Origin of the sequence: Scandinavium hiltneri, assembly GCF_024764835.1 — a bacterium.
In the GTDB taxonomy this organism is placed as follows: Bacteria; Pseudomonadota; Gammaproteobacteria; order Enterobacterales; family Enterobacteriaceae; genus Scandinavium; species Scandinavium hiltneri.
On sequence record NZ_JALIGE010000073.1, the window covers coordinates 35,944 to 56,870 of the forward strand.

A 20,927-nucleotide genomic window follows, 5' to 3' on the forward strand; every position below is an offset into this window, starting at 1 on the left:
CAGAGTGGAGAATGCAGAATTCAGGCCCGGCAAACCTGTGTCACCGGGCATTCGGGAGGGGATCAGTGCCGGTCTTTCCACACGGTTTGCACGTTGCAGAACTCATGCAGGCCGAAGTGCGACAGCTCGCGACCAAAGCCGCTTTTCTTCACGCCGCCAAATGCCACCCGGGCATCGGAGGCACTGTAACCGTTGATAAACACGCCGCCGCATTCCAGTTCATCGGCGAAACGCTGAGCCTGAGTTTCATCTGCGGTGTACACCGTCGCAGACAGACCGAAATCGCTGTCATTCGCCAGCGCAAGCGCATGATCGGCATCACGAGCGACGGTTACCGCCGCCACCGGGCCAAACATCTCCTGACGGAAAGCCGTCATTTTAGGCGTGACGTTGCCCAGCACCGTCGCAGCATAGTAGTTACCTTTGCCGGAAATTTTCTCGCCGCCGAGCAGCAGCGTGGCGCCCTCTTCCAGCGTCGCGGTCACCTGGTCATGCAGCTCGTCACGCAGGTCGTAACGCGCCATCGGCCCAAGGTAGTTTTGCTCATCCTGTGGATTACCCATTTTCAGTTTGGCTGCCGCGGCGACAAACTTCTCGGTAAAGGCATCGGCAATACCCGCTTCCACGATAAAGCGTTTCGCCGCCGCACACACCTGTCCGGTATTCTGGTAGCGCCCCATCACCGCGGCTTTCACCGCTTCATCAATATCCGCATCGTTGAGCACGATAAACGGATCGGAACCACCCAGCTCCAGCACACATTTTTTCAGCGCCGCACCGGCCTGAGCACCGATAGCCTTCCCGGCGCGCATACTGCCGGTTAAGGTCACCGCCGCAATACGCGGGTCGTTAATCATCTGCGATACGCCATCATTTGTGGCATTTACCCAGCCAAACACCCCCGCCGGAATACCCGCTTCGGTGAAGATATCGCCAATCAGCTTCGCGCTGCCCATGACGTTTGGCGCATGTTTCAGCAGGTAGCTGTTGCCCGCCAGCAGAATGGGTACTGCGCCGCGCAGAACCTGCCACAGCGGGAAGTTCCACGGCATGACCGCCATGATTGGGCCAAGCGGACGGTATTCAATCACCGCCTTATTATTCTCCACCTGCGTCGCCTCAGTAGAGAGCATCGCCGGACCGTGTTCGGCATACCAGTCACAGAGGCTCGCCGACTTGGTCACTTCGCCACGCGCCTGAATAATCGGCTTGCCGATTTCACGGCTTATCATCTGCGCCATCTCTTCGGCATGTTGACGCAGCACGTTGCCCACTTTACGCAGCGCATCGGCACGTTCGGCAACAGCAGTTTTCTTCCACTGACGATAACCGGTATCGGCCAGCGCGACCGCCTGATTAACGTCATCGGCCGTGGCCCAGGCGAGCGTGGATAGCGTTTCGCCCGTCGCCGGGTTGAGGGAAATGGCGTGAGTTGCAGGTGATGTCATGATTTTCTTCTCTCTGTTCGATGAGGCTGTTGATTAATACTGGACCACTCTGCTATTTATGGAAAATGAATAATATTAACCATCCTATTCACGATACGAGAACGTTATGGACTTAACCCAGCTTGAGATGTTTAACGCTGTTGCCCAGACCGGCAGCATTACCCAGGCCGCGCAAAAAGTGCATCGCGTGCCCTCTAACCTGACGACCCGCATTCGTCAGCTGGAAGCAGATTTGGGCGTGGAGCTGTTCATTCGTGAAAACCAGCGCCTGCGTTTGTCCCCGGCAGGGCACAGTTTTCTGCGCTACAGCCAGCAAATTCTGGCGCTGGTCGATGAAGCCCGGATGGTAGTAGCGGGCGATGAGCCGCAGGGTTTGTTTTCATTAGGTTCACTGGAAAGCACTGCGGCGGTTCGCATTCCCACCACGCTTGCGCTGTATAACCAGCGCTACCCGAAAATTCAGTTTGATTTGGCGACGGGTCCCTCTGGCACCATGATTGACGGCGTGACCGAAGGCAGGCTGAGCGCGGCGTTCGTTGACGGGCCAGTGATGCACCCGAATCTGGAAGGCGTGCCGGTGTATCAGGAAGAGATGATGATTGTCACGCCGAAGGGTCATGCGCCGGTCAAACGCGCCAGCGATGTGAACGGCACCAGCATTTATGCGTTTCGCGCCAACTGTTCATACCGCCGTCATTTCGAAAGCTGGTTTCATGCCGACCGCGCCACGCCGGGCCGTATTCACGAAATGGAGTCTTATCACGGGATGCTGGCCTGCGTGATTGCGGGCGCAGGTCTGGCGATGATCCCGCGCAGCATGCTCGAAAGCATGCCCGGACATCATCAGGTTGATGCCTGGCCGTTGGCCGAAAAGTGGCGATGGCTGACGACCTGGCTGGTATGGCGTCGAGGGGCGATGACCCGTCAGTTGGAAGCGTTTATCACATTGCTTGACGAAGGTCCGCAAAGCGATAACGTTCAGCGGCCTTAGCGCAGCAGGATTTTCCCCTGCATCCACGTCACCGCCGTGCCGCTCATTAGCACGCGATTGCCCTGCAACACACAGCGCACATCTCCGCCACGCGCAGAAACCTGACGGGCCAGCATCTGCGTTTTACCGAGTTTTTCACTCCAGTAAGGAATCAGCATGGTGTGCGCCGAACCGGTGACCGGATCTTCCCAGACGGCTTCTCCCGGAGAAAAGAAACGGCTGACAAAATCGTAATTCCCCGTGCCGCGCGCGGTGATCGTCACTTTATGTTCAACTGGCGTCATCGCCGCAATATCCGGGGTGACCGCCTCAACCTGCTCACGGCTCGTCAGTTCTATCAGCCACGCGCGCCCTTTGCGGGCAGCTACGTAATCCGTAATACCCAGCGCGGCCAGCATTTCAGCCGGTGGCGTTTGCTCTGTGGTGTGCCCGGCGGGGAAATCCAGGGTCAGCCATTCGCCTTCGCGACTGACCGTTAACCGGCCGGACGCCGTATCAAAGTGAATTCGTGCGTCCGGGTAATCCAGATGATTGAAAATCACGTGGGCAGTCGCCAGTGTGGCGTGACCACACAAATTGACCTCATTGCGCGTGGTAAACCAACGCAGCTCAAAGCCGCCTTTCGCCGGAATAAAGAAGGCCGTTTCCGACTGATTATGCTGCTTAGCGATTTGCAGCAGTTGCTCATCAGGAAGCCATTTTTCAAGCGCACATACTGCCGCCGGGTTACCGCCAAAATTATGTCGGCTGAACGCATCAACCAGCCAGACAGGAAGGGTTTTCATCAGTGTGCTCCTTCGTGGAGAGAGATGCTGCCGATGATCCAGGTCGTGGCCTGGCCGCCGATCAGTACCCGCTCGCCCTGCCATTCACAGCGCAATTCGCCACCGCGAGCAGACACCTGCCGCGCCTGCATCTGCGTTTTGTCTAATTTATCCCCCCAGTACGGGATCAACATGCTGTGCGCCGAGCCGGTGACCGGGTCTTCCGCTACCGATTCGCCCGGACAGAAAAAGCGACTGACAAAATCAACTTCATCGCCTGATGCCGTGACGCACACCATTTTGTCGAGCGGCAGCATGGCGTGAATATCCGGCGTCAGCTCTTCAACCTGTTGCTGATTTTTCAGCACCACCAGGTAATCACGCGCGACGCGCACCTCTTCATATTCATTAATGCCGAGCGCATTGAGCAGCAGTGCCGGAGGCTCCACGGCCTCGGTTTGCCACGCCGGGAAATTCAGGGTCAGCCAGTCGCCGCTGCGGGACACCGTCAGTTCACCGACAAAGCGCGTCGAAAAACGGATTTCGGTGTGCGGGTAATCGAGGAATTCGAAAATGACGTGAGCGCTGGCGAGCGTGGCGTGTCCGCAGAGATTAATTTCCCCTTGGGTGGTGAACCAGCGCAATTCAAACCCGTCGTCGGTGCGCACGAAGAATGCGGTTTCGGACTGGTTGTGCTCCTGCGCCATTTTCAGCAGCGTTTCGTCGGGCAACCATTCGATAAGCGGACACACCGCCGCCGCATTCCCGCCAAACGTGCGGTCGCTGAAGGCATCAACCATATAAAACGGAATTTCCTGCATAGCCAGTATCCTTTTGTTTTTATGAGCACTTAGTAACATTAATACCGTCTTTGCCCACGAATTACGAGCCTCCTTCCAGATTACGATGCAGCTTTTTTCTTCCTGCCGAATACGCCGTAGAGTTGTACATAAAGAGATAAACATAATAGAGCACTCTTCACGCATCGAAACGGTAGAACTGGCCCTGCGCAAACTGAACCGCAGCGTAACGCTGACCATCACCGCGTCAGCACCTTCTGATATGAGATCTTAGTCACAAAACGGTTGTGTTTTGCACAATGATGGTTTTAAGATCGACCTCTCTTCTTCCCGTTATCCATCCAGAAAACTGATATGACAACTAACACCGTCTCGCGCAAGGTTGCGTGGCTGCGGGTGGTCACTCTGGCCATCGCCGCTTTTATCTTCAATACAACGGAATTTGTGCCAGTGGGGCTACTGTCTGATATCGCCCGCAGTTTCTCGATGGAAACGGCACAGGTAGGGATAATGTTGACGATCTACGCCTGGGTGGTAGCGCTGATGTCGCTGCCGTTTATGCTGCTCACCAGCCAGATGGAGCGACGCAAACTGTTGATCGGTCTGTTTGTGCTGTTCATCGCCAGCCACGTGCTCTCGTTCCTCGCCTGGAACTTTACCGTGCTGGTCATTAGCCGCATTGGTATCGCCTTCGCCCACGCCGTATTCTGGTCGATTACCGCTTCACTGGCGATCCGTCTCGCCCCGGCGGGCAAACGCGCCCAGGCCCTGAGCCTGATTGCGACCGGTACCGCTCTGGCAATGGTGCTCGGTTTGCCGATTGGTCGCGTCGTCGGCCAGTATTTCGGCTGGCGCACCACCTTCTTTATCATCGGCCTCGGCGCGCTCATCACGCTTGTGGCGCTGACGAAGTTGCTGCCTAAGATCCCAAGCGAGCATTCCGGCTCGCTGAAAAGCCTGCCGCTGCTGTTCCGTCGTCCGGCACTCATGAGCCTGTATCTGCTTACTGTGGTCGTCGTGACCGCCCATTACACCGCGTACAGCTACATCGAACCGTTTGTCATTAACGTCGCCGGGTTTGACGCCAGCTTCGCTACGCTGTTGCTGTTAGCGTTGGGTGGGGCCGGGATCATCGGTTCGGTTATCTTCAGTAAACTCGGCAACCATCACGCTTCAACGTTAGTCAGTGGTGCCATCGCCCTGCTCACCGCGTGTCTGGCATTGCTGATGTTAGCGGCTGAAAGCGAAATGAATCTCGCCATTCTGAGCATCATCTGGGGCGTGGCGATCATGATTATCGGCCTGGGAATGCAGGTGAAAGTGCTGGCGATTGCCCCGGACGCCACCGACGTGGCGATGGCGCTGTTTTCCGGTATCTTTAATCTCGGCATTGGTGCGGGTGCGCTGGTGGGAAATCAGGTCAGCCTGCATTTCTCAATGGCCGATATCGGCTACGTCGGAACGGTTCCGGCGCTGGCGGCACTTATCTGGTCAGTCATTATTTTCCGCCGCTGGCCTGTGACGCTTGAAGAGCCAGCTCAACAACATTAACGACTACCTGTCCCTTTACCGACAGAAAGAGATAAAAGGTGAACGAGGGTTTGATTACGCGAATATCTTTACCAACCCCGACCTTGCTCATCCCATCCCCCGGGTTGCTCCTGTGCCTGAGATATTTAAGCAGCGACTGACTATCGTCAGCGAGATGTCCGGAATAGACAGGGTGCGTCTGCTCATGTGGATCATCGCCTGGTGTGGGCTATCAGCAAGCTGGTCACTCGAAAGCCACGCTCCAATCGACATTCCTTCAGCCGTCGCTGAACTGGCCATTGCCGAACTTAGGCAATGACCAGGGTATGCGTTAAGCGTGATAGGTGGTGATAATTTCCAGCACACCGTTGATAATAAACTGTACGCCCATGCAGACCAGCAAAAAACCCATCAGACGGGAAATGGCTTCAATGCCACCTTTCCCGACCAGGCGCATAATCGCGCCTGAGCTACGCAAACAGCCCCACAGGATAATCGCAACGCTGATGAAAATCAGCGGCGGCGCAACCAGCACAACCCAGTCAGGAAAATTCACGCCGTGCTTCACGGTAGAAGTCGAACTGATGATCATCGCGATAGTGCCCGGCCCGGCAGTGCTCGGCATCGCCAACGGCACGAAGGCGATATTAGCGGTCGGCTCTTCTTTCAGTTCCTCAGATTTGTGTCGAGCTTCGAGTGAATCGTGCGCCTTCTGCTGCGGGAACAGCATCCTGAAACCAATAAAGGCGACGATCAGGCCCCCGGCAATACGCAACCCGGGAATCGAAATCCCAAAGGTGTTCATTACCACCTGACCTGCATAATAGGCCACCATCATGATGATAAAGACGTAGACAGACGCCATCAGGGACTGGCGATTACGCTCGGCGTTGTTCATGTTCCCGGCAAGGCCAAGGAACAACGCCACGGTTGTCAGGGGGTTTGCCAACGGCAAAAGTACCACCAGCCCAAGACCAATAGCCTTAAAAAGTTCCAGCATTACTCAACACTCCTTGTGATAGCAGTCACCTGCCGGCTGAGTATAAGAGCATTCCCCCCACCGTGACTATGGCTAATTCATGACGAAATCTTACCCTCGCGTGACCATAACAGCAGGTTATTCATCAACGGCTTACAGCACAAAAAGTGTGCCGTGAAGCGTTTTAGCAATTCGTGGCATAAGCTTATTCATTCAGTTGACTTATGGTTGCCTGGGCAATAATATCCCTCGCAACTAAACTACTTGCCAGGGCAACCTTTGTGAAAAGCACCAGTGATCTGTTTAACGAAATCATCCCACTCGGTCGCTTGATCCACATGGTCAACCAGAAAAAAGATCGTCTTCTGAACGATTATCTGTCGCCTATGGATATTACCGCTTCGCAGTTCAAAACCCTGTGTTCGATTCGTTGTGCCGTGTGCATTACCCCGGTTGAGCTGAAAAAAGCGTTGTCGGTCGATCTCGGTGCCTTGACCCGAATGCTCGACCGCCTGACCTGTAAAGGTTGGATTGAGCGTCTACCAAACCCGAATGATAAGCGTGGCGTACTGGTGCAATTGACACCGGACGGCGCGGAATTATGTGAGCAATGCCACCAGCTGGTGGGACAAAACCTGCATCAGGAATTAACAAAAAACTTAACGGTGGATGAGGTCGCAGCCCTTGAGCTTCTGCTCAAGAAAATCCTGCCGTAAACAGAACAAAGAGGTAAGTCGCGATGTCCAGACGTAACACTGACGCTATCACTATTCATAGCATTTTGGACTGGATCGAGAGCAATCTGGAATCACCGTTGTCACTTGAGAAAGTGTCGGAACGTTCCGGTTACTCCAAATGGCACCTGCAACGAATGTTCAAGAAAGAAACCGGGCATTCACTGGGTCAATATATTAGAAGCCGTAAGCTGACTGAAATCGCACAGAAGCTGAAAGAGAGCAATGAGCCGATCCTGTATCTGGCCGAGCGCTATGGCTTTGAATCCCAGCAGACGCTGACGCGTACCTTTAAGAACTATTTTGACGTGCCGCCGCACAAGTATCGCATCACCAATATGCCCGGCGAGTCGCGTTATCTGATGCCACTCAATCACTGAATAGCCAAAATAATTCGAGTTGCAGGAAGGCGGCAAGCCTGCGAATCCCAGGAGCTTACTCAGGTAAGTGACTGGGGTGAACAGGCGCTGCCAACGCACATGCAGCTTGAAGTATGACGGATAGAGTTGTTAATCGCCTGCACAAGACGTATCGAGGAAAAAAATGAAACTGTTCGCCTCCGCCGCCCTCACCTTGTTGGTGCTGGTCTCCGGCCAGAGTTTTGCGGAGCAATCCACTAACCCGGCAAGTAATGCGGCCCATGACACGATGCTTATGCCTTCAGCACAGGATCGGTCGCCGTTTGACTTCAACCACATGGGCTCCGGCAGTGACAAATCCGACGAACTGGGCGTGCCATACTATAACGGAAACTCCCAGTAACTCTTTTGCCCCGCATTTGCGGGGCTTTTTTCTTCCCGCCTTATCCCTGCATGACTTTCGCCCGGCGCAATCGCACGCCAAAAACGTTGATGTACAACCCGGCCATGATCAGCCCCGTCCCCATCATCTGTAATGCCGAGAGCGTTTCATCGAGCAGCAACGCTGCACTGGCAATGCCCACCACCGGCACCAACAGCGAAAGCGGCGCCACGCGCCAGGTTTCATACCGCCCCAGCAGCGAGCCCCAAATTCCGTAGCCGACAATCGTCGCGATAAACGCCAGATACACCAGCGACAGAATGGTGGTCAGGTCAATATTCACCAGGCTTTGCACCATCGCCGTTGAGCCATCCAACAGATACGACGCCAGCAAAAATGGCAGAATGGGGATCAGCGCACTCCACACCACCAGCGACATTACCGGCGGACGCGAAGCGTGCTGCATGATTTTCTTATTGAAGATATTGCCACAGGCCCAGCACAGCGCTGCCGCCAGCGTCAGGAAGAATCCGAGCAGTGCGACGTGCTGCCCGTTCAGACTCGCTTCAATCAGCACCAGCACGCCAAATACCGCCAGGGTTATCCCCGCCAGCTGTTTACCCTGCAAACGTTCGCCAAACACAAACGCGCCCAGAATAATGGTGAAGAAGGCCTGCGCCTGCAGTACCAGCGACGCAAGCCCCGCAGGCATACCCCATTTAATCGCACTGAACAGGAAGGCAAACTGACCGAAGCTGATGGTCAGCCCGTAGCCAAGCAGCAAAGAGAGCGGAATTTTCGGGCGGGCGACAAAGAAAATGGCCGGAAACGCGACCAGCATAAAACGCAGGCCCGCCAGCATCAGCGGAGGCATATTGTGCAGTCCGACCTTAATAACCACAAAATTAAGTCCCCAGACGACGACCACCAACAGCGCTAACAGCCCATCTTTCCGCGTCATAACCCGCCCCTGAAATATTAATTTTTTGTAAACAGAATCAACGTATCGAAAAACGAGCGCGAGGAACAGCTCATTATTTTTAGCAGGTGGTCAAGGCACTTAGGGATAAATTGGGATCTGTACAAGCCCCCGGATGCCGTGATAATTGTGATAACACACAAAATAATAACATAAGCAATTTGTCGGGCTAAACCATGAAATCCTCAATAAAACGTTCAACCTCAGCGTTGCTGGCGTCGTCGTTGCTGTTAACCATCGGCCGCGGCGCCACGCTGCCGTTTATGACCATCTACCTGACGCGCCAGTACGGCATGAGCGTCGAGGCCATCGGCTATGCTCTGACGCTGGCCCTCACCGTCGGGGTGATTTTCAGCCTTGGCTTTGGCATTCTGGCGGACAAGTTCGATAAAAAACGCTACATGATTGTCGCCATTGTGGCCTTTATCGCCGGATTTGTGGCTATTCCACTGGTGCACAGCGTCGCCCTGGTGGTGTTTTTCTTTGCGCTGATCAACTGCGCCTATTCGGTTTTTTCGACGGTATTAAAAGCCTGGTTTGCCGACGCGCTGAGCGTGAGCGACAAGGCCCGAATCTTCTCGCTCAATTACAGCTTTCTGAATATGGGCTGGACCGTCGGCCCGCCGATTGGGACCTGGCTTGTGATGTACAGCCTGCAATTACCGTTCTGGCTGGCCGCCATCTGCGCCGCCTTCCCGCTGGTGCTGATTCAGCTTTACGTGCAGCGTGGCGCACAAAGCGATGAAGAGAAAGTCGCCACTGTGTGGCAGCCGTCGGTGCTGCTGAAGGACAAGGCGCTATTCTGGTTTACCCTCTCCGGCCTGCTGGCGTCGTACGTCGGCGGCTCGTTTGCGACCTGCATTTCGCAGTACGTGCTGACAATTGCCGATAACGCGGATTTTGCGCAAAAAGTGGTGTCGGTGGTGCTGCCGGTCAACGCGGTAGTGGTGGTCAGCCTGCAATACATTGTCGGGCGTAAAATCACCGCGCATAACATTCGCCCGCTGATGGCTATCGGCACGCTTTGCTTCCTGCTGGGACTGGGTGGCTTTATGTTCTCGGGCGAAAATTTGATTTACTGGGGTGTCGCCGCGGCGGTGTTTACTCTCGGTGAAATCATTTATGCGCCGGGCGAATACATGCTGATTGATAACATCGCCCCGCCGGGCATGAAGGCGAGCTATTTTTCCGCACAGGCGCTGGGCTGGCTGGGAGCGGCCGCCAACCCGATGCTGACCGGGCTCATTCTCACCTCGTTACCGGCCTGGACGCTGTTTGCCATCATGATGCTGGTGATTGTGCTGGCATGGCTGATGGTCCTGCGCGGTATGCGCGTAAAAACCTGGGACGGCGCGTTGAAAACGGCCTGATACAGCATTATTCAGCGCCGATTGTGCTCGCCGCAATCCAGCGCTGAATGATTGCCCGACTCTCGTCATTGGCCGGATTGAACACCATCATTGTCAACTCCGGCCGCCCTTCCACCGCGAAGGTTGAAAACTCCAGCGCAATGGGACCCAGCTGCGGGTGAAGCAGACGTTTAAGGCCTTCGCCGTGTCCGGCCACATCGTTATTACCCCAGTAGCGGGCGAAATCCTCACTTTGCGCGGACAGCTCCGCCACCAGACGATCAATTTCTTCCGACGCACCAGAGCGCGCGGCATCTGCCCGAAACGCATTGACGATCAGCCGTGCCACGCCGTCCCAGTCTTCCTGCATTTTCCGGGCTTGCGGATCGGTAAACAGCAGACGCAAAATATTGCGCTGTTCCGGCGGGAGTTGACCATAATCCTTCAGGACGACAGTCGCCGGACGGTTCCACGCCAGAACATCCCAGGTTGCGGTTTTGATAATCGCCGGAATACTGAAACTGTCCAGAACCCGTTGCAGGCGCGGCGTCATGGAGTCCGAAGCGCTAAGGCGGTTTTCTGGCGGATGGCCGAAGGCCAGAATAAACAGGTGGTGACGTTCCGGTGCAGTCAGACGTAGCCCTCCTGCAATGCGGTTCAGTACTTCTCGCGACGGTGCTCCACCGCGTCCCTGTTCAAGCCAGGTGTACCAGGTCGGGCTGATGCTGGCGAGCTGCGCCACCTCTTCACGCCGCAGGCCCGGCGTACGGCGGCGACCGGGCATGAACCCGAACGACGCCGGATCGAGTCGCAGGCGGCGGGCGCGCAGGAAATCACCCAAAGGATTATCGGAAAGTAGCGTCATAATTAACCTGTTAGTGTTTATACCCTGATAATGTCACTACTTTAATAGTAATCGACGACGACATACGCTGTCGCTGAAATTCATTCAGGAGACAGGCTATGCGTATTTTTGTTACCGGTGCGACGGGTTTTATTGGCTCTCGAGTGGTGTCTAATCTTCTGGCAGGCGGTCATCAGGTGACCGGTCTGGTGCGTTCGGAAGAGGCAGCGCGTAAATTATCTGACGCGGGCGCCACGCCCCAGCGCGGCACGCTGGAAGACCCGCAAAGCTGGCTCTCAGGAATCGAAAACTGCGACGCGGTGATCCACACCGCCTTCGATCATGATTTCAGCCAGTTCGCCGCGAACTGCGAAAAAGACCGCCGGGTGATCGCCGCCATTGGCTCGGTGTTAAAAGGCACCTCTCGCCCACTGATTATTACCTCCGGCACCGCCATGGGTGACGACGATAGCGGCCAACCGGCGCGTGAAGATTTCTTCAACCCGGCCAATCCAAATCCGCGTAGAGCGTCTGAACTGGAAGGCAACATCCAGCTGGCAGCGGGCGTTGACGTGCGCGTGGTGCGTCTGCCACAGGTGCATAATACCGAACGTCAGGGGCTGCTGAGTTATTACACCCCTCTCGCCCAGCAAAAGGGCATGGCTGCGTATATTGGCGAGGGCGAAAATGGCTGGTGTGCTGCGCACGTCGATGACGTCGCCCGTCTGTATGTGAACGTGCTGGAGCAAGGCGAAAGCGGCAAACGCTATCACGCGGTTGCGGAAGAAAGCATTTCCGCCCGCCAGATTGCGGAAGTGGTTGCGGAAGGATTAGGCGTGCCTTGCGTGTCACTGAAAGCAGAACAGGCAGAAGCACATTTTGGCTGGTTCGCGCTATTCGCCACCCATGATCTTCGCGCCAGCGGAGAATGGACGCGCCTGCAGCTAAACTGGCAGCCGCAAGGCCCAGGATTGTTAGACGATTTGCGTGATATGGATTATTCGGTGTTCGCGAAATAACGTTATAGCTTCGAGTTTGCCCGGTGGCGCGTACGCTTACCGGGCCTACATTCGAATATTATCCCCGTGGACCGGGCCTGGCGTTGGCCACTCAAATCGTAACCATACCGCGTACGCCGTCGGCTTCCATATTTTCACCACGCCCTTGCTGCACAATAGTGCCACGCGACATCACCAGATACTGGTCTGCCAGGTCTGCGGCGAAATCATAAAACTGTTCCACCAGCAGAATCGCCATATCGCCCCGGCGCGCCAGCTGGCGAATCACCTCGCCAATCTCTTTAATCACCGATGGCTGAATGCCTTCGGTCGGCTCATCGAGGATCAGCAACTGCGGGCGACTCGCCAGCGCCCGGCCAATCGCCAGCTGCTGCTGTTGGCCGCCGGAGAGGTCACCGCCCCGCCGCTGTTTCATCGCCCGCAGCACCGGGAACAGCTGATAAATTTCGTCTGGCACCTCACGCGCTTCGCGGGCAGAAAACCGCGACATGCCGAGCAGCAAGTTTTCTTCGACAGTCAGCCGGGGGAATATTTCGCGCCCCTGCGGCACATACGCCATACCCGCCTGCACCCGCTGGTGCGGTTTACGCTGCATGATGGCCTGATTTTGCCAGGTCACACTGCCGCTGCGGGCCGGAATCAGCCCCATCAGGCATTTCAGTAATGTGGTTTTCCCGGCGCCGTTGCGCCCCAGTAAACAGGTGATTTCACCCGGCTGCGCAGTGAAGCTCACGCCGCGCAGAATATGGCTACCGCTGTAATATTGATGCAGTTCCTGAACCTGTAACATTCGACCTCCTTAGCGCCCCAGATAGACTTCAATCACCTGCTCGTTGGCCTGAACGTCACGTAGCGACCCTTCCGCCAGAACCTGGCCCTGATGCAGGACGGTCACGCGGTCGGCGATGGTCTCGACAAACCCCATATCATGTTCCACCACCATCAGCGAATGGCGGCCCGACAGCGTACGAAACAGCTCGGCGGTGTATTCCGTTTCAGCATCGGTCATGCCCGCCGCGGGTTCATCAAGCAACAGCAAATGTGGCTCCTGCACCAACAGCATGCCGATTTCGAGAAACTGCTTTTGTCCATGAGACAGCAGCCCCGCGCGCCGGGCGCGTTCGCCTTCCAGGCGCAGCAGCTGCAACACCTCGTCGATGCGGTCCTGCTGTTCGCCAGAAAGTTTCGCCCGCAAACTGGCCCACACCGATTTATCGCCCTTCATCGCCAGCTCGAGGTTTTCCGCCACGCTCAGCGCTTCAAACACCGTCGGCTTCTGGAATTTACGTCCAATACCCTGGCGAGCGATGGCGATTGAATCCAGCGTGGTTAAATCTATCGATTGATCGTAAATCGCCCTGCCGCTTTGTGGCCGGGTTTTGCCGGTGATCACGTCCATCAGCGTGGTTTTTCCTGCGCCGTTAGGGCCAATCACGCAGCGCAATTCACCCACGCCAATTTGCAGCGACAAATTGGTTAACGCCTGGAAGCCGTCGAAATTGACGTTGATGTTCTCGAGCTGCAAAACCGGATCCGTTTGTTCGCGAAAGCGATCCCCGGGCAGCTGACGGGTAAATAGTCCTTCATCGGGTTGCATTATTTGTCTCCTTTGCGCAGCAGGCCTATCACGCCTCGCGGCAGGAACAGCGTCACCACGATGAAAATCAGGCCAAGAAACAGCTGCCAGTATTCCGGCATCGCCACCGTGAACAGGCTTTTCGCGCCGTTCACCAGCCCGGCGCCGAGGATGGGTCCAATCAACGTGCCGCGCCCGCCGAGTGCGACCCAAATCGCCGCTTCAATTGAGTTGGTCGGCGACATTTCTCCAGGGTTAATAATGCCGACCTGCGGCACATACAACGCCCCCGCCAGGCCGCACAGCACGGCGGAAAGCGTCCACACCAGCAGTTTGAAACCGCGCGGATCGTAGCCGCAGAACATCAGCCTGTTTTCCGCATCACGTACCGCCGTCAGAACGCGGCCAAATTTGCTGCGTGCCAGCGCGAAGCCCACCGCCAGCGAGGCAAGAAGCAGCAGGACCGTCGCCAGAAACAACGCGGCGCGCGTGCCGGTGGCGCTCACCGGAAAACCAAGAATAGTGGTGAAGCCGGTAAACCCGTTGTTGCCGCCAAAACCGGTTTCATTACGAAAGAACAGCAGCATCCCGGCGTAGGTCAGCGCCTGAGTCATTATCGAGAAATACACTCCTTTGATTTTGGATCGGAAGGCAAACCAGCCGAACACCAGCGCCAGCAGACCCGGGACCAGCATCACCAGCAGCATTGCCCACGCAAAATGTTGCGTTCCCCACCAGAACCACGGCAGCTCGTTCCACGATAAAAAGGACATAAACGCCGGGAGTCCGTCGCCCGCCGCCTGACGCATCAGGTACATACCCATCGCATAGCCGCCGAGGGCAAAGAACAGCCCGTGCCCCAGCGACAGCATTCCGGCGTAGCCCCAGACCAAATCGAGCGCCACCGCCACAACCGCGTAGCAGAGAATTTTGCCGACCAGGGTCAGGGTCCAGGTCGAAATGGCCAGCGGATGGCTGGCCGGAAGCAGCGCCAGAAATGGCATACTCAACAGCACCAGCACCGCCAGGCCGCCAATCCAGCGCAGCGGACGCGGCGCCCGACGGGCAAGTGTTAAGGTTAATGGCTGGCTCATCAGTCAATGACCCTCCCTTTCAGCGCAAACAGCCCCTGCGGACGCTTCTGAATAAACAGAATGATCAGCACCAGAATCAGAATTTTGCCGAGCACCGCGCCCATTTGCGGCTCCAGAATTTTGTTGAAGATCCCCAGGCCAAATGCCGCAGCCACGCTGCCCGCCAGCTGACCGACACCGCCGAGTACCACCACCAGGAACGAGTCAATAATGTAGCCCTGACCGAGTTCCGGCCCGACGTTACCCAACTGAGATAGCGCCACGCCGCCAAGCCCGGCAATGCCGGAACCGAGGCCAAACGCCAGCATATCCACGCGCCCAGTCGGCACGCCGCAGCAGGCCGCCATCGCACGGTTTTGCGTTACCGCCCGCACGCGTAAGCCGAGCCGCGTTTTGTTGAGAATGAGCCAGGTGAAAAACAGCACCAGCATCACAAAGCCGATAACCACAATCCGGTTCCATGGCAGAATGAGATTCGGTAGTACCTGAATGCCGCCCGACAGCCAGCCCGGGTTAGAGACTTCGAGGTTCTGCGGGCCAAACAGCATTCGCACCAACTGGATAAGCATCAGGCTGATGCCCCACGTCGCCAGCAGCGTTTCCAGCGGGCGACCGTACAGATGGCGGATAATCGTCCGCTCCAGCAACATGCCAATCCCGCCGGTGATGCAGAACGCCACCGGCAGCGCCAGCAGCGGATAAAACGCCAGCCACTGCGGCGCAAACTGGCTTAGCGCCTGTTGTACCAGCCAGGTGCTGTACGCACCGAGCATCAGCATTTCGCCGTGCGCCATGTTAATCACGCCAAGCAGGCCGTAGGTTATCGCCAGCCCCAGCGCCGCGAGCAGCAGGATCGAGCCGAGCGAAATGCCCATAAACGCCTGCCCGAGAATATCGCCCCAGAACAAACGCTGCTGGATCTGCTTCAGGCTTTCCGCTGCGGCGGCGCGCACCGTGGCGTCGGGTTCATGTTGGGCATCGGTATAAGGTTGCAGTCGCGCCTGCGTTTCCGGGTCGGCCGAATGTCCGAGCAGGGTCATCGCCTGTTTGCGCACGGCGGCATCCGGGCTGTTGAGCTGTAAATTAGCCAGCGCGAGTTCAAGCTGTTGCTTCACGCTATCGTCGGTTTCCACCTTCAGGCGTTTTTCCAGCATCGGGACCACTTCTGGCCCGGCATCGCGTTGCAGGGTTTTCGCTGCGGCAAGTCTTTTAGTGACATTGTCACTTACCAGTTGGTGCGTGGCGAGTGCGCCGGCCACCAGATTGCGCAGACGGTTGGTCAGACGAACGGGTTTGAGGTCGCCTTGCGGCTGGGCGTTGGCGTCTAAGGCCAGCGGTTTGCCACTTTCAACGCTAAAGGCATGATGCGCGGCGTCACTTCGCAGGCTTTCGGCGCTGAGCGCCTGCAACAGCGGCAGTCGCTGCGGCTGCGGATCGACCGCCCATTTTTCAAGCATGGCCGATTGCTGGCTGCGGTTGGCGGCCACAAAATCATCCGCGTCTCCTGCGTGAGCGAAACACGGTAGCAGCGAGGCTACAAACAGCAGCCAGCGTACTGGTTTCATCAAAGACTCCTTTTTGTGAATATCGTGCCGTCTGATGCTCTCTCCCTGGCCCTCTCCCCCGTGGGAGAGGAGGCCAGGATGAGGGAAAAAATGCGACTCAGTTGCTGGCCATTTTCATTGGCTGGTCTGGCTTCTTGTCATTTCCCGGAATGTATGGGCTCCAAGGCTGCGCGCGTACCGGCTTATCGGTCTGCCAGACCACGTTAAACTGGCCGTTGCTTTCGATTTCGCCAATCATTACTGGCTTATGCAGGTGATGGTTGGTGGCGTCCATCGTCAGCGTAAAGCCCGACGGCGCTTTGAAGGTTTGTCCGGCCATTGCCGCACGGACTTTGTCCACGTCGGTGGTGCCCGCTTTTTCCACCGCCTGCGCCCACATGTGAATGCCGACGTAGGTCGCTTCCATTGGATCGTTGGTCACCACCGTGCCCGCATTCGGCAGGTTGTGGGCTTTGGCATACGCGCGGTAATCCGCGACGAAGCGCTGGTTAGTCGGGTTATCGACGGACTCGAAGTAGTTCCATGCCGCGAGATTGCCAACCAGCGGTTTGGTATCTATCCCGCGCAGTTCTTCTTCACCGACCGAGAACGCCACCACCGGCACGTCGGTCGCTTTCACGCCCTGGTTAGCCAGCTCTTTGTAGAACGGGACGTTGGAATCGCCGTTGATAGTCGACACCACTGCCGTTTTCCCGCCCGCGGAGAATTTTTTGATATTGGCGACGATGGTCTGGTAATCGCTGTAGCCAAACGGGGTGTAAACCTCTTCGATATCTTTATCCTGCACGCCTTTCGAATGCAGGAACGCGCGCAGAATTTTGTTGGTGGTGCGCGGATAGACGTAGTCGGTGCCGAGCAGGAAGAAGCGTTTGGCCTCGCCGCCATCTTCACTCATCAGATATTCCACCGCCGGGATCGCCTGCTGATTCGGCGCAGCCCCGGTGTAGAACACGTTTGGCGACATTTCTTCACCCTCATACTGCACCGGATAGAACAGCAGCCCGTTCAGCTCCTCGAATACCGGCAGCACCGATTTTCGCGAAACAGAGGTCCAGCAGCCGAACACCGCCGCCACTTTGTCCTGAGTCAGCAGCTGACGCGCCTTTTCAGCAAACAGCGGCCAGTTTGACGCCGGGTCAACCACCACCGGTTCAAGCTTTTTACCGAGTACGCCACCCTTGGCGTTGATCTCGTCGATGGTCATCAACGCCACGTCCTTCAACGGCGTTTCGGAAATCGCCATCGTTCCGGACAGCGAATGCATAATTCCCACTTTGATGGTGTCAGCAGCATACACGCTGACGCTAAAACCGAGAGCAATCGTGGAGGCGGAGAGAGCAAAAGCTTTAAGCAAAGTTCGACGGCGCATGATTCACTCCTGAAAGAGACAGCAACAAGGATTAAAAACATCGGTGTAGTCGTCAGGAGTCAGGCAAGAAAGATGCCAACGTGGAAAAAAGTACGAAAAACAGGCGTGTGAACGGGGGAATTGCAACTTTTGTTGCAGATAAACGCCCTATGCCATTCGAGTTACATAGAGGCGATAAGAGAATGAGCCCCGATGAACTGACTAAAGTCGTGATTCGGGCGAGTGAGCGTAGCCAACAAAGAGGTATCCTACAGGGCGAAGGATATGTGGAACGTTCGATTCAGGGGCAGCATTGCGCCATTGCGGTGCAGCGCTGCCCTGTTAGTTACGGCTTACCAGACGTCGGCGGCTATCTCCGTCACCAGACGGACTTTCTGCCACTGCTGGGCTTCGGTCAGGCTGTTGCCCTCTTCGGTGGAGGCAAAACCGCACTGCGGGCTGAGACATATCTGCGCTTTCGCAACGTACTGCGCTGCTTCTGCCAGACGCGCTTTCACCCCTTCCGGGTTTTCCAGCTCACCGTTTTTAGTGGTGATCAGACCCAGTACCACCTGCTGATGGCCCGGACGGACAAAGCGCAGCGGCGCGAAGTCACCGGAACGGTCGTTATCATATTCAAGGAAGAATGCGTCGACGTTAACGCTGCCGAACAGCACTTGCGCCACCGGCTCGTAGCCGCCAGAAGAAATCCACGTTGAGCGGAAATTCCCACGACAGACGTGCAGTCCGATGGTCAAATCGTCCGGCTTACCTTCCAGCGCTTTGTTCAACACCCGGGCGTAGATTTTAGCCAGCTCATCCGGATTGTCGCCGCGCTCACGCACCTGCTGGCGCTGTTCATCGGAACAGAGATACGCCCAGACGGTGTCATCGAGCTGCAAATAGCGGCAGCCTGCGTCATAAAATGCGCGGATCGCGTCGCGCCAGGTGGTGGCTAAATCGTCAAAGTAATCGGCCAGATCGGGATAAACCGTGGCATCGATATCTTTGCGACCGCCGCGGAAATGCAGCACGCTCGGGCTTGGGATAGTCATTTTTGGCTGTGCGTCGCCGCTGATGCTTTTCAGGTAGCGGAAATCATTGAGCATCGGGTGCGAGCCGAAACCGAGCTTGCCAATCACGCGCACGCCGTGGGCTTTGGTTTGCACCCCGTTAAACTGAATGCCTTTGTCAGAGTCGTAACGCTCAACGCCCTGTAAACCGTCGAAGAAGTCAAAGTGCCACCACGCGCGGCGAAACTCACCGTCGGTCACCACGTTCAGGCCGCAGTCACACTGGTGCTGAACTACCTGGAGGATCGCTTCATCTTCCACCGCACGCAGCGTCTGCGCATCGATAGCGCCTTCGGCAAACTGCTGGCGGGCGTGTTTAATGCTGTCCGGACGTAAAAAACTGCCGACGATATCGGCGCGGTATGGCGCGGTGTGACGTGACATGGTCTCTCCTCGTCGTCAGGCAACTGATTGCCTGACGTGATAATTGCGAAATCAACATTTAGACTTCTGGATGGCTATATACCCTCAACTTGCCATGCGGGAGAGGCGCAGGCAAACGAGATAAATTCATCACCCGTGAAAAAAATTCATGTTGAGGCAAATGCCAGGCCTTCATCTGCCCAACCGGTGAGGCCGCCAATCATGATTTTTACCGGTCTGCCAAGCTGGGCGAGCTTCAGCGCCGCCCTGTCTGCACCGTTGCAGTGTGGCCCTGCGCAATAGACCACAAACAACGTTTCCGGTGGCCACTCGCGCAAACGCGCTTCGGTGAGATAACGATGCGGAAGATGCAGCGCGCCCGGCAAATGGCGGCGGGCGAACGCCTCAGGCGAACCGACAACGTGCAGCAGCACAAAATCCACTTCGCCGCTTTCTATAACCGAATGCACATCATCGCAGTCAGTTTCCACGCTCAGACGGCGCTGAAAATGGGCAATGGCGTCCTGCGGGCTTGCCGCGGGGATCTCAGTGACATAACTCATGGTATTTCCTTCTTGTTGTGTCGACGGGTGTCGTGTTACCTCTTATCTCATCAAAAATTCAGGACACGCACCGCCCGCCGACATGACAGAAATCGCCAGGATAATGACAACCGCTTCCCGCCCGCTGGTCGTGGCCCTCGCCTACGACGGCCTGTGCACCTTTGAATTTGGCGTCGCCGTCGAGATTTTTGGTCTGCCACGCCCGGAGCTGGGCGAAAACTGGTATCGCTTTGCGGTCGCGTCGGTGGACGACGGCCAACTGCGTGCGACGGGAGGGATCCGCATTGTGGCCGATGGTGGCTTTGAGCTTCTGGAACAGGCGAACACCATCGTGATCCCCGGCTGGCGCGGCATGGACGCTCCGGTGCCGCAGGCATTATGTGAGGCATTGCGCCAGGCGCATCAGCGTGGCTGTCGGCTAATGTCGATTTGTTCAGGGGTGTTTGTTCTCGCGGCCAGCGGCCTGTTGAACGGACGTCAGGCCACCACCCACTGGCGTTATACCGATGAACTCCAGCGGCGTTTTCCCGCCATTCAGGTGATGGAAAATGTGCTGTACGTCGGCGATAATGGCCTCATGACCTCGGCAGGCAGTGCGGCGGGAATTGATTTATGCCTGCACGTAGTGCGCAGTGATTATGGGCTGGATGCCGCCAACAGCGTTGCACGGCGCTTAGTCGTCCAGCCACATCGCGACGGCAGCCAGACCCAGCAGCTCAAGCGCCCGGTGGCGCGCAGCCGGGAAAGCGAACGCCTCGGGCAGCTGTTTGACTGGCTTCACGCGCATCTTACCGAACCGCATACTTTGGAATCGCTGGCCCACCGCGTCGGGATGAGTCCGCGCACATTGCTGCGCCGTTTTCAGGACGCCACCGGTGTGACGCCCGCTCGCTGGTTGCTCAATGAACGGCTACAGCGTGTGCAACAGGCCTTAACCGACAGCCGACTCAGCATTGAACATATTGCCGCGAATAACGGCTTTGGCACCACCAGCGCCCTGCGCCATCATTTTCAGCAACGTTTCGCCCTCAGCCCACAAGCATTTCGCAAAAAATTTACGCAAGTGGCTAAATAATTCACGTAATTAACGATTCGTTTAGATTAACTCCGGTATTCTCTGTTCATCGCGGCTAATTAAGGTAAGTGAGGATTTTATCGTACGCTTTT

Annotated in this window: 21 protein-coding genes and 1 pseudogene; 9 read left to right on the forward strand and 13 right to left on the reverse strand. The window is 56.5% G+C overall.

Going from position 1 to position 20,927, the window contains the following annotated elements; genetic code table 11:
• Positions 1-62: 62 nt before the first annotated feature.
• Positions 63-1,451, reverse strand: coding sequence for a succinate-semialdehyde dehydrogenase (gene sad, locus MUU47_RS10840; protein WP_258988581.1), 1,389 nt, complete (start codon positions 1,449-1,451; stop codon positions 63-65).
• A 103-nt stretch (positions 1,452-1,554) separates the two neighbouring features.
• On the opposite strand from sad, the gene ptrR reads away from it, so the two are divergent.
• Positions 1,555-2,439, forward strand: a complete 885-nt coding sequence (gene ptrR / locus MUU47_RS10845) for a putrescine utilization regulator PtrR (RefSeq protein WP_258988213.1) — start codon at positions 1,555-1,557, stop codon at positions 2,437-2,439.
• Here ptrR and MUU47_RS10850 read toward each other — a convergent pair.
• Together MUU47_RS10850 and MUU47_RS10855 are read right to left on the reverse strand one after the other, a co-directional pair.
• A complete protein-coding gene (locus MUU47_RS10850; protein ID WP_258988214.1) occupies positions 2,436-3,224 on the reverse strand; it encodes a PhzF family phenazine biosynthesis protein in 789 nt (262 codons plus the stop codon). The genes ptrR and MUU47_RS10850 overlap by 4 nt on opposite strands.
• A complete protein-coding gene (locus tag MUU47_RS10855; protein ID WP_258988215.1) occupies positions 3,224-4,024 on the reverse strand; it encodes a PhzF family phenazine biosynthesis protein in 801 nt (266 codons plus the stop codon). Before MUU47_RS10855 ends, MUU47_RS10850 begins: the two co-directional genes overlap by 1 nt.
• Positions 4,025-4,357: 333 nt before the next feature.
• Here MUU47_RS10855 and MUU47_RS10860 point away from each other — a divergent pair, with 333 nt between their 5' ends.
• Complete coding sequence (locus MUU47_RS10860; protein ID WP_258988216.1) at positions 4,358-5,554, forward strand: sugar transporter; 1,197 nt, start codon at positions 4,358-4,360, stop codon at positions 5,552-5,554.
• A 25-nt stretch (positions 5,555-5,579) separates the two neighbouring features.
• Positions 5,580-5,852, forward strand: a pseudogene (locus tag MUU47_RS10865) (aminoglycoside phosphotransferase family protein); the annotation flags it as partial.
• Positions 5,853-5,864: 12 nt separating this feature from the next.
• Here the strand turns inward: MUU47_RS10865 and MUU47_RS10870 are convergent.
• Positions 5,865-6,533 carry a MarC family NAAT transporter gene (locus tag MUU47_RS10870; RefSeq protein ID WP_258988217.1) on the reverse strand — a complete coding sequence of 223 codons (669 nt, stop codon included), beginning with the start codon at positions 6,531-6,533 and terminating at the stop codon, positions 5,865-5,867.
• 260 nt (positions 6,534-6,793) lie between these two features.
• On the opposite strand from MUU47_RS10870, the gene marR reads away from it, so the two are divergent.
• The 3 genes from marR to marB all read left to right on the forward strand — a co-directional run bounded on the left by marR (position 6,794) and on the right by marB (position 8,008).
• Positions 6,794-7,228, forward strand: a complete 435-nt coding sequence (marR, locus tag MUU47_RS10875; protein WP_258988219.1) for a multiple antibiotic resistance transcriptional regulator MarR — start codon at positions 6,794-6,796, stop codon at positions 7,226-7,228.
• Between the two features lie 23 nt (positions 7,229-7,251).
• Positions 7,252-7,626 (forward strand): MDR efflux pump AcrAB transcriptional activator MarA, encoded by a 375-nt coding sequence (gene marA / locus MUU47_RS10880; RefSeq protein ID WP_125354491.1) that lies wholly within the window; start codon positions 7,252-7,254, stop codon positions 7,624-7,626.
• A 163-nt stretch (positions 7,627-7,789) separates the two neighbouring features.
• Complete coding sequence (gene marB, locus MUU47_RS10885; RefSeq protein WP_258988220.1) at positions 7,790-8,008, forward strand: multiple antibiotic resistance protein MarB; 219 nt, start codon at positions 7,790-7,792, stop codon at positions 8,006-8,008.
• Positions 8,009-8,048: 40 nt separating this feature from the next.
• Here marB and eamA read toward each other — a convergent pair whose 3' ends face one another.
• Positions 8,049-8,948: an O-acetylserine/cysteine exporter gene (eamA, locus tag MUU47_RS10890; protein WP_258988221.1), complete on the reverse strand. Its 900-nt coding sequence runs from the start codon at positions 8,946-8,948 to the stop codon at positions 8,049-8,051.
• Positions 8,949-9,142: 194 nt separating this feature from the next.
• On the opposite strand from eamA, the gene ydeE reads away from it, so the two are divergent.
• Positions 9,143-10,336: an efflux MFS transporter YdeE gene (gene ydeE, locus MUU47_RS10895; RefSeq protein ID WP_258988222.1), complete on the forward strand. Its 1,194-nt coding sequence runs from the start codon at positions 9,143-9,145 to the stop codon at positions 10,334-10,336.
• Between the two features lie 7 nt (positions 10,337-10,343).
• Here the strand turns inward: ydeE and MUU47_RS10900 are convergent, their stop codons facing one another.
• Positions 10,344-11,180 (reverse strand): helix-turn-helix transcriptional regulator, encoded by an 837-nt coding sequence (locus MUU47_RS10900; RefSeq protein ID WP_258988223.1) that lies wholly within the window; start codon positions 11,178-11,180, stop codon positions 10,344-10,346.
• Between the two features lie 98 nt (positions 11,181-11,278).
• Here MUU47_RS10900 and MUU47_RS10905 point away from each other — a divergent pair, with 98 nt between their 5' ends.
• Complete coding sequence (locus MUU47_RS10905; protein WP_258988224.1) at positions 11,279-12,178, forward strand: SDR family oxidoreductase; 900 nt, start codon at positions 11,279-11,281, stop codon at positions 12,176-12,178.
• A gap of 91 nt (positions 12,179-12,269) precedes the next feature.
• Here the strand turns inward: MUU47_RS10905 and urtE are convergent, their stop codons facing one another.
• From urtE to MUU47_RS10940, 7 genes are all read right to left on the reverse strand, one after another.
• Positions 12,270-12,968 (reverse strand): urea ABC transporter ATP-binding subunit UrtE, encoded by a 699-nt coding sequence (urtE, locus tag MUU47_RS10910; protein WP_258988225.1) that lies wholly within the window; start codon positions 12,966-12,968, stop codon positions 12,270-12,272.
• A gap of 9 nt (positions 12,969-12,977) precedes the next feature.
• Positions 12,978-13,775: an urea ABC transporter ATP-binding protein UrtD gene (gene urtD, locus MUU47_RS10915; RefSeq protein ID WP_110508254.1), complete on the reverse strand. Its 798-nt coding sequence runs from the start codon at positions 13,773-13,775 to the stop codon at positions 12,978-12,980.
• Positions 13,775-14,848, reverse strand: a complete 1,074-nt coding sequence (gene urtC / locus MUU47_RS10920; RefSeq protein ID WP_258988226.1) for an urea ABC transporter permease subunit UrtC — start codon at positions 14,846-14,848, stop codon at positions 13,775-13,777. Before urtC ends, urtD begins: the two co-directional genes overlap by 1 nt.
• Entirely contained in the window at positions 14,848-16,413 is a 1,566-nt protein-coding gene (urtB, locus tag MUU47_RS10925; RefSeq protein WP_258988227.1) for an urea ABC transporter permease subunit UrtB, read from the reverse strand. The genes urtC and urtB overlap by 1 nt, the downstream gene beginning before the upstream one ends.
• Positions 16,414-16,510: 97 nt before the next feature.
• Positions 16,511-17,782, reverse strand: a complete 1,272-nt coding sequence (gene urtA, locus MUU47_RS10930) for an urea ABC transporter substrate-binding protein (RefSeq protein ID WP_258988228.1) — start codon at positions 17,780-17,782, stop codon at positions 16,511-16,513.
• 332 nt (positions 17,783-18,114) lie between these two features.
• The gene (locus tag MUU47_RS10935) at positions 18,115-19,218 is read right to left on the reverse strand and encodes a cobalamin-independent methionine synthase II family protein (protein ID WP_258988229.1); all 1,104 of its coding nucleotides are present in this window, start codon (positions 19,216-19,218) and stop codon (positions 18,115-18,117) included.
• 146 nt (positions 19,219-19,364) lie between these two features.
• Positions 19,365-19,760 carry a rhodanese-like domain-containing protein gene (locus MUU47_RS10940; protein WP_258988230.1) on the reverse strand — a complete coding sequence of 132 codons (396 nt, stop codon included), beginning with the start codon at positions 19,758-19,760 and terminating at the stop codon, positions 19,365-19,367.
• A gap of 82 nt (positions 19,761-19,842) precedes the next feature.
• Here MUU47_RS10940 and ftrA point away from each other — a divergent pair, with 82 nt between their 5' ends.
• Complete coding sequence (gene ftrA / locus MUU47_RS10945; protein ID WP_258988232.1) at positions 19,843-20,835, forward strand: transcriptional regulator FtrA; 993 nt, start codon at positions 19,843-19,845, stop codon at positions 20,833-20,835.
• Positions 20,836-20,927: the final 92 nt, after the last annotated feature.

What these genes read in the sequence shown, in the direction of transcription:
- ptrR (WP_258988213.1), top strand. Translation starts at nt 1,555, where the DNA reads ATGGACTTAACCCAGCTTGAGATGTTTAACGCTGTTGCCCAGACCGGC.
- MUU47_RS10935 (WP_258988229.1), bottom strand. Translation starts at nt 19,218, where the DNA reads ATGTCACGTCACACCGCGCCATACCGCGCCGATATCGTCGGCAGTTTT.
- MUU47_RS10855 (WP_258988215.1), bottom strand. Translation starts at nt 4,024, where the DNA reads ATGCAGGAAATTCCGTTTTATATGGTTGATGCCTTCAGCGACCGCACG.
- MUU47_RS10870 (WP_258988217.1), bottom strand. Translation starts at nt 6,533, where the DNA reads ATGCTGGAACTTTTTAAGGCTATTGGTCTTGGGCTGGTGGTACTTTTG.
- marB (WP_258988220.1), top strand. Translation starts at nt 7,790, where the DNA reads ATGAAACTGTTCGCCTCCGCCGCCCTCACCTTGTTGGTGCTGGTCTCC.
- MUU47_RS10860 (WP_258988216.1), top strand. Translation starts at nt 4,358, where the DNA reads ATGACAACTAACACCGTCTCGCGCAAGGTTGCGTGGCTGCGGGTGGTC.
- urtC (WP_258988226.1), bottom strand. Translation starts at nt 14,848, where the DNA reads ATGAGCCAGCCATTAACCTTAACACTTGCCCGTCGGGCGCCGCGTCCG.
- urtB (WP_258988227.1), bottom strand. Translation starts at nt 16,413, where the DNA reads ATGAAACCAGTACGCTGGCTGCTGTTTGTAGCCTCGCTGCTACCGTGT.
- ftrA (WP_258988232.1), top strand. Translation starts at nt 19,843, where the DNA reads ATGACAGAAATCGCCAGGATAATGACAACCGCTTCCCGCCCGCTGGTC.
- urtA (WP_258988228.1), bottom strand. Translation starts at nt 17,782, where the DNA reads ATGCGCCGTCGAACTTTGCTTAAAGCTTTTGCTCTCTCCGCCTCCACG.
- ydeE (WP_258988222.1), top strand. Translation starts at nt 9,143, where the DNA reads ATGAAATCCTCAATAAAACGTTCAACCTCAGCGTTGCTGGCGTCGTCG.
- marA (WP_125354491.1), top strand. Translation starts at nt 7,252, where the DNA reads ATGTCCAGACGTAACACTGACGCTATCACTATTCATAGCATTTTGGAC.
- MUU47_RS10850 (WP_258988214.1), bottom strand. Translation starts at nt 3,224, where the DNA reads ATGAAAACCCTTCCTGTCTGGCTGGTTGATGCGTTCAGCCGACATAAT.
- MUU47_RS10905 (WP_258988224.1), top strand. Translation starts at nt 11,279, where the DNA reads ATGCGTATTTTTGTTACCGGTGCGACGGGTTTTATTGGCTCTCGAGTG.
- urtD (WP_110508254.1), bottom strand. Translation starts at nt 13,775, where the DNA reads ATGCAACCCGATGAAGGACTATTTACCCGTCAGCTGCCCGGGGATCGC.
- MUU47_RS10900 (WP_258988223.1), bottom strand. Translation starts at nt 11,180, where the DNA reads ATGACGCTACTTTCCGATAATCCTTTGGGTGATTTCCTGCGCGCCCGC.
- MUU47_RS10940 (WP_258988230.1), bottom strand. Translation starts at nt 19,760, where the DNA reads ATGAGTTATGTCACTGAGATCCCCGCGGCAAGCCCGCAGGACGCCATT.
- eamA (WP_258988221.1), bottom strand. Translation starts at nt 8,948, where the DNA reads ATGACGCGGAAAGATGGGCTGTTAGCGCTGTTGGTGGTCGTCGTCTGG.
- urtE (WP_258988225.1), bottom strand. Translation starts at nt 12,968, where the DNA reads ATGTTACAGGTTCAGGAACTGCATCAATATTACAGCGGTAGCCATATT.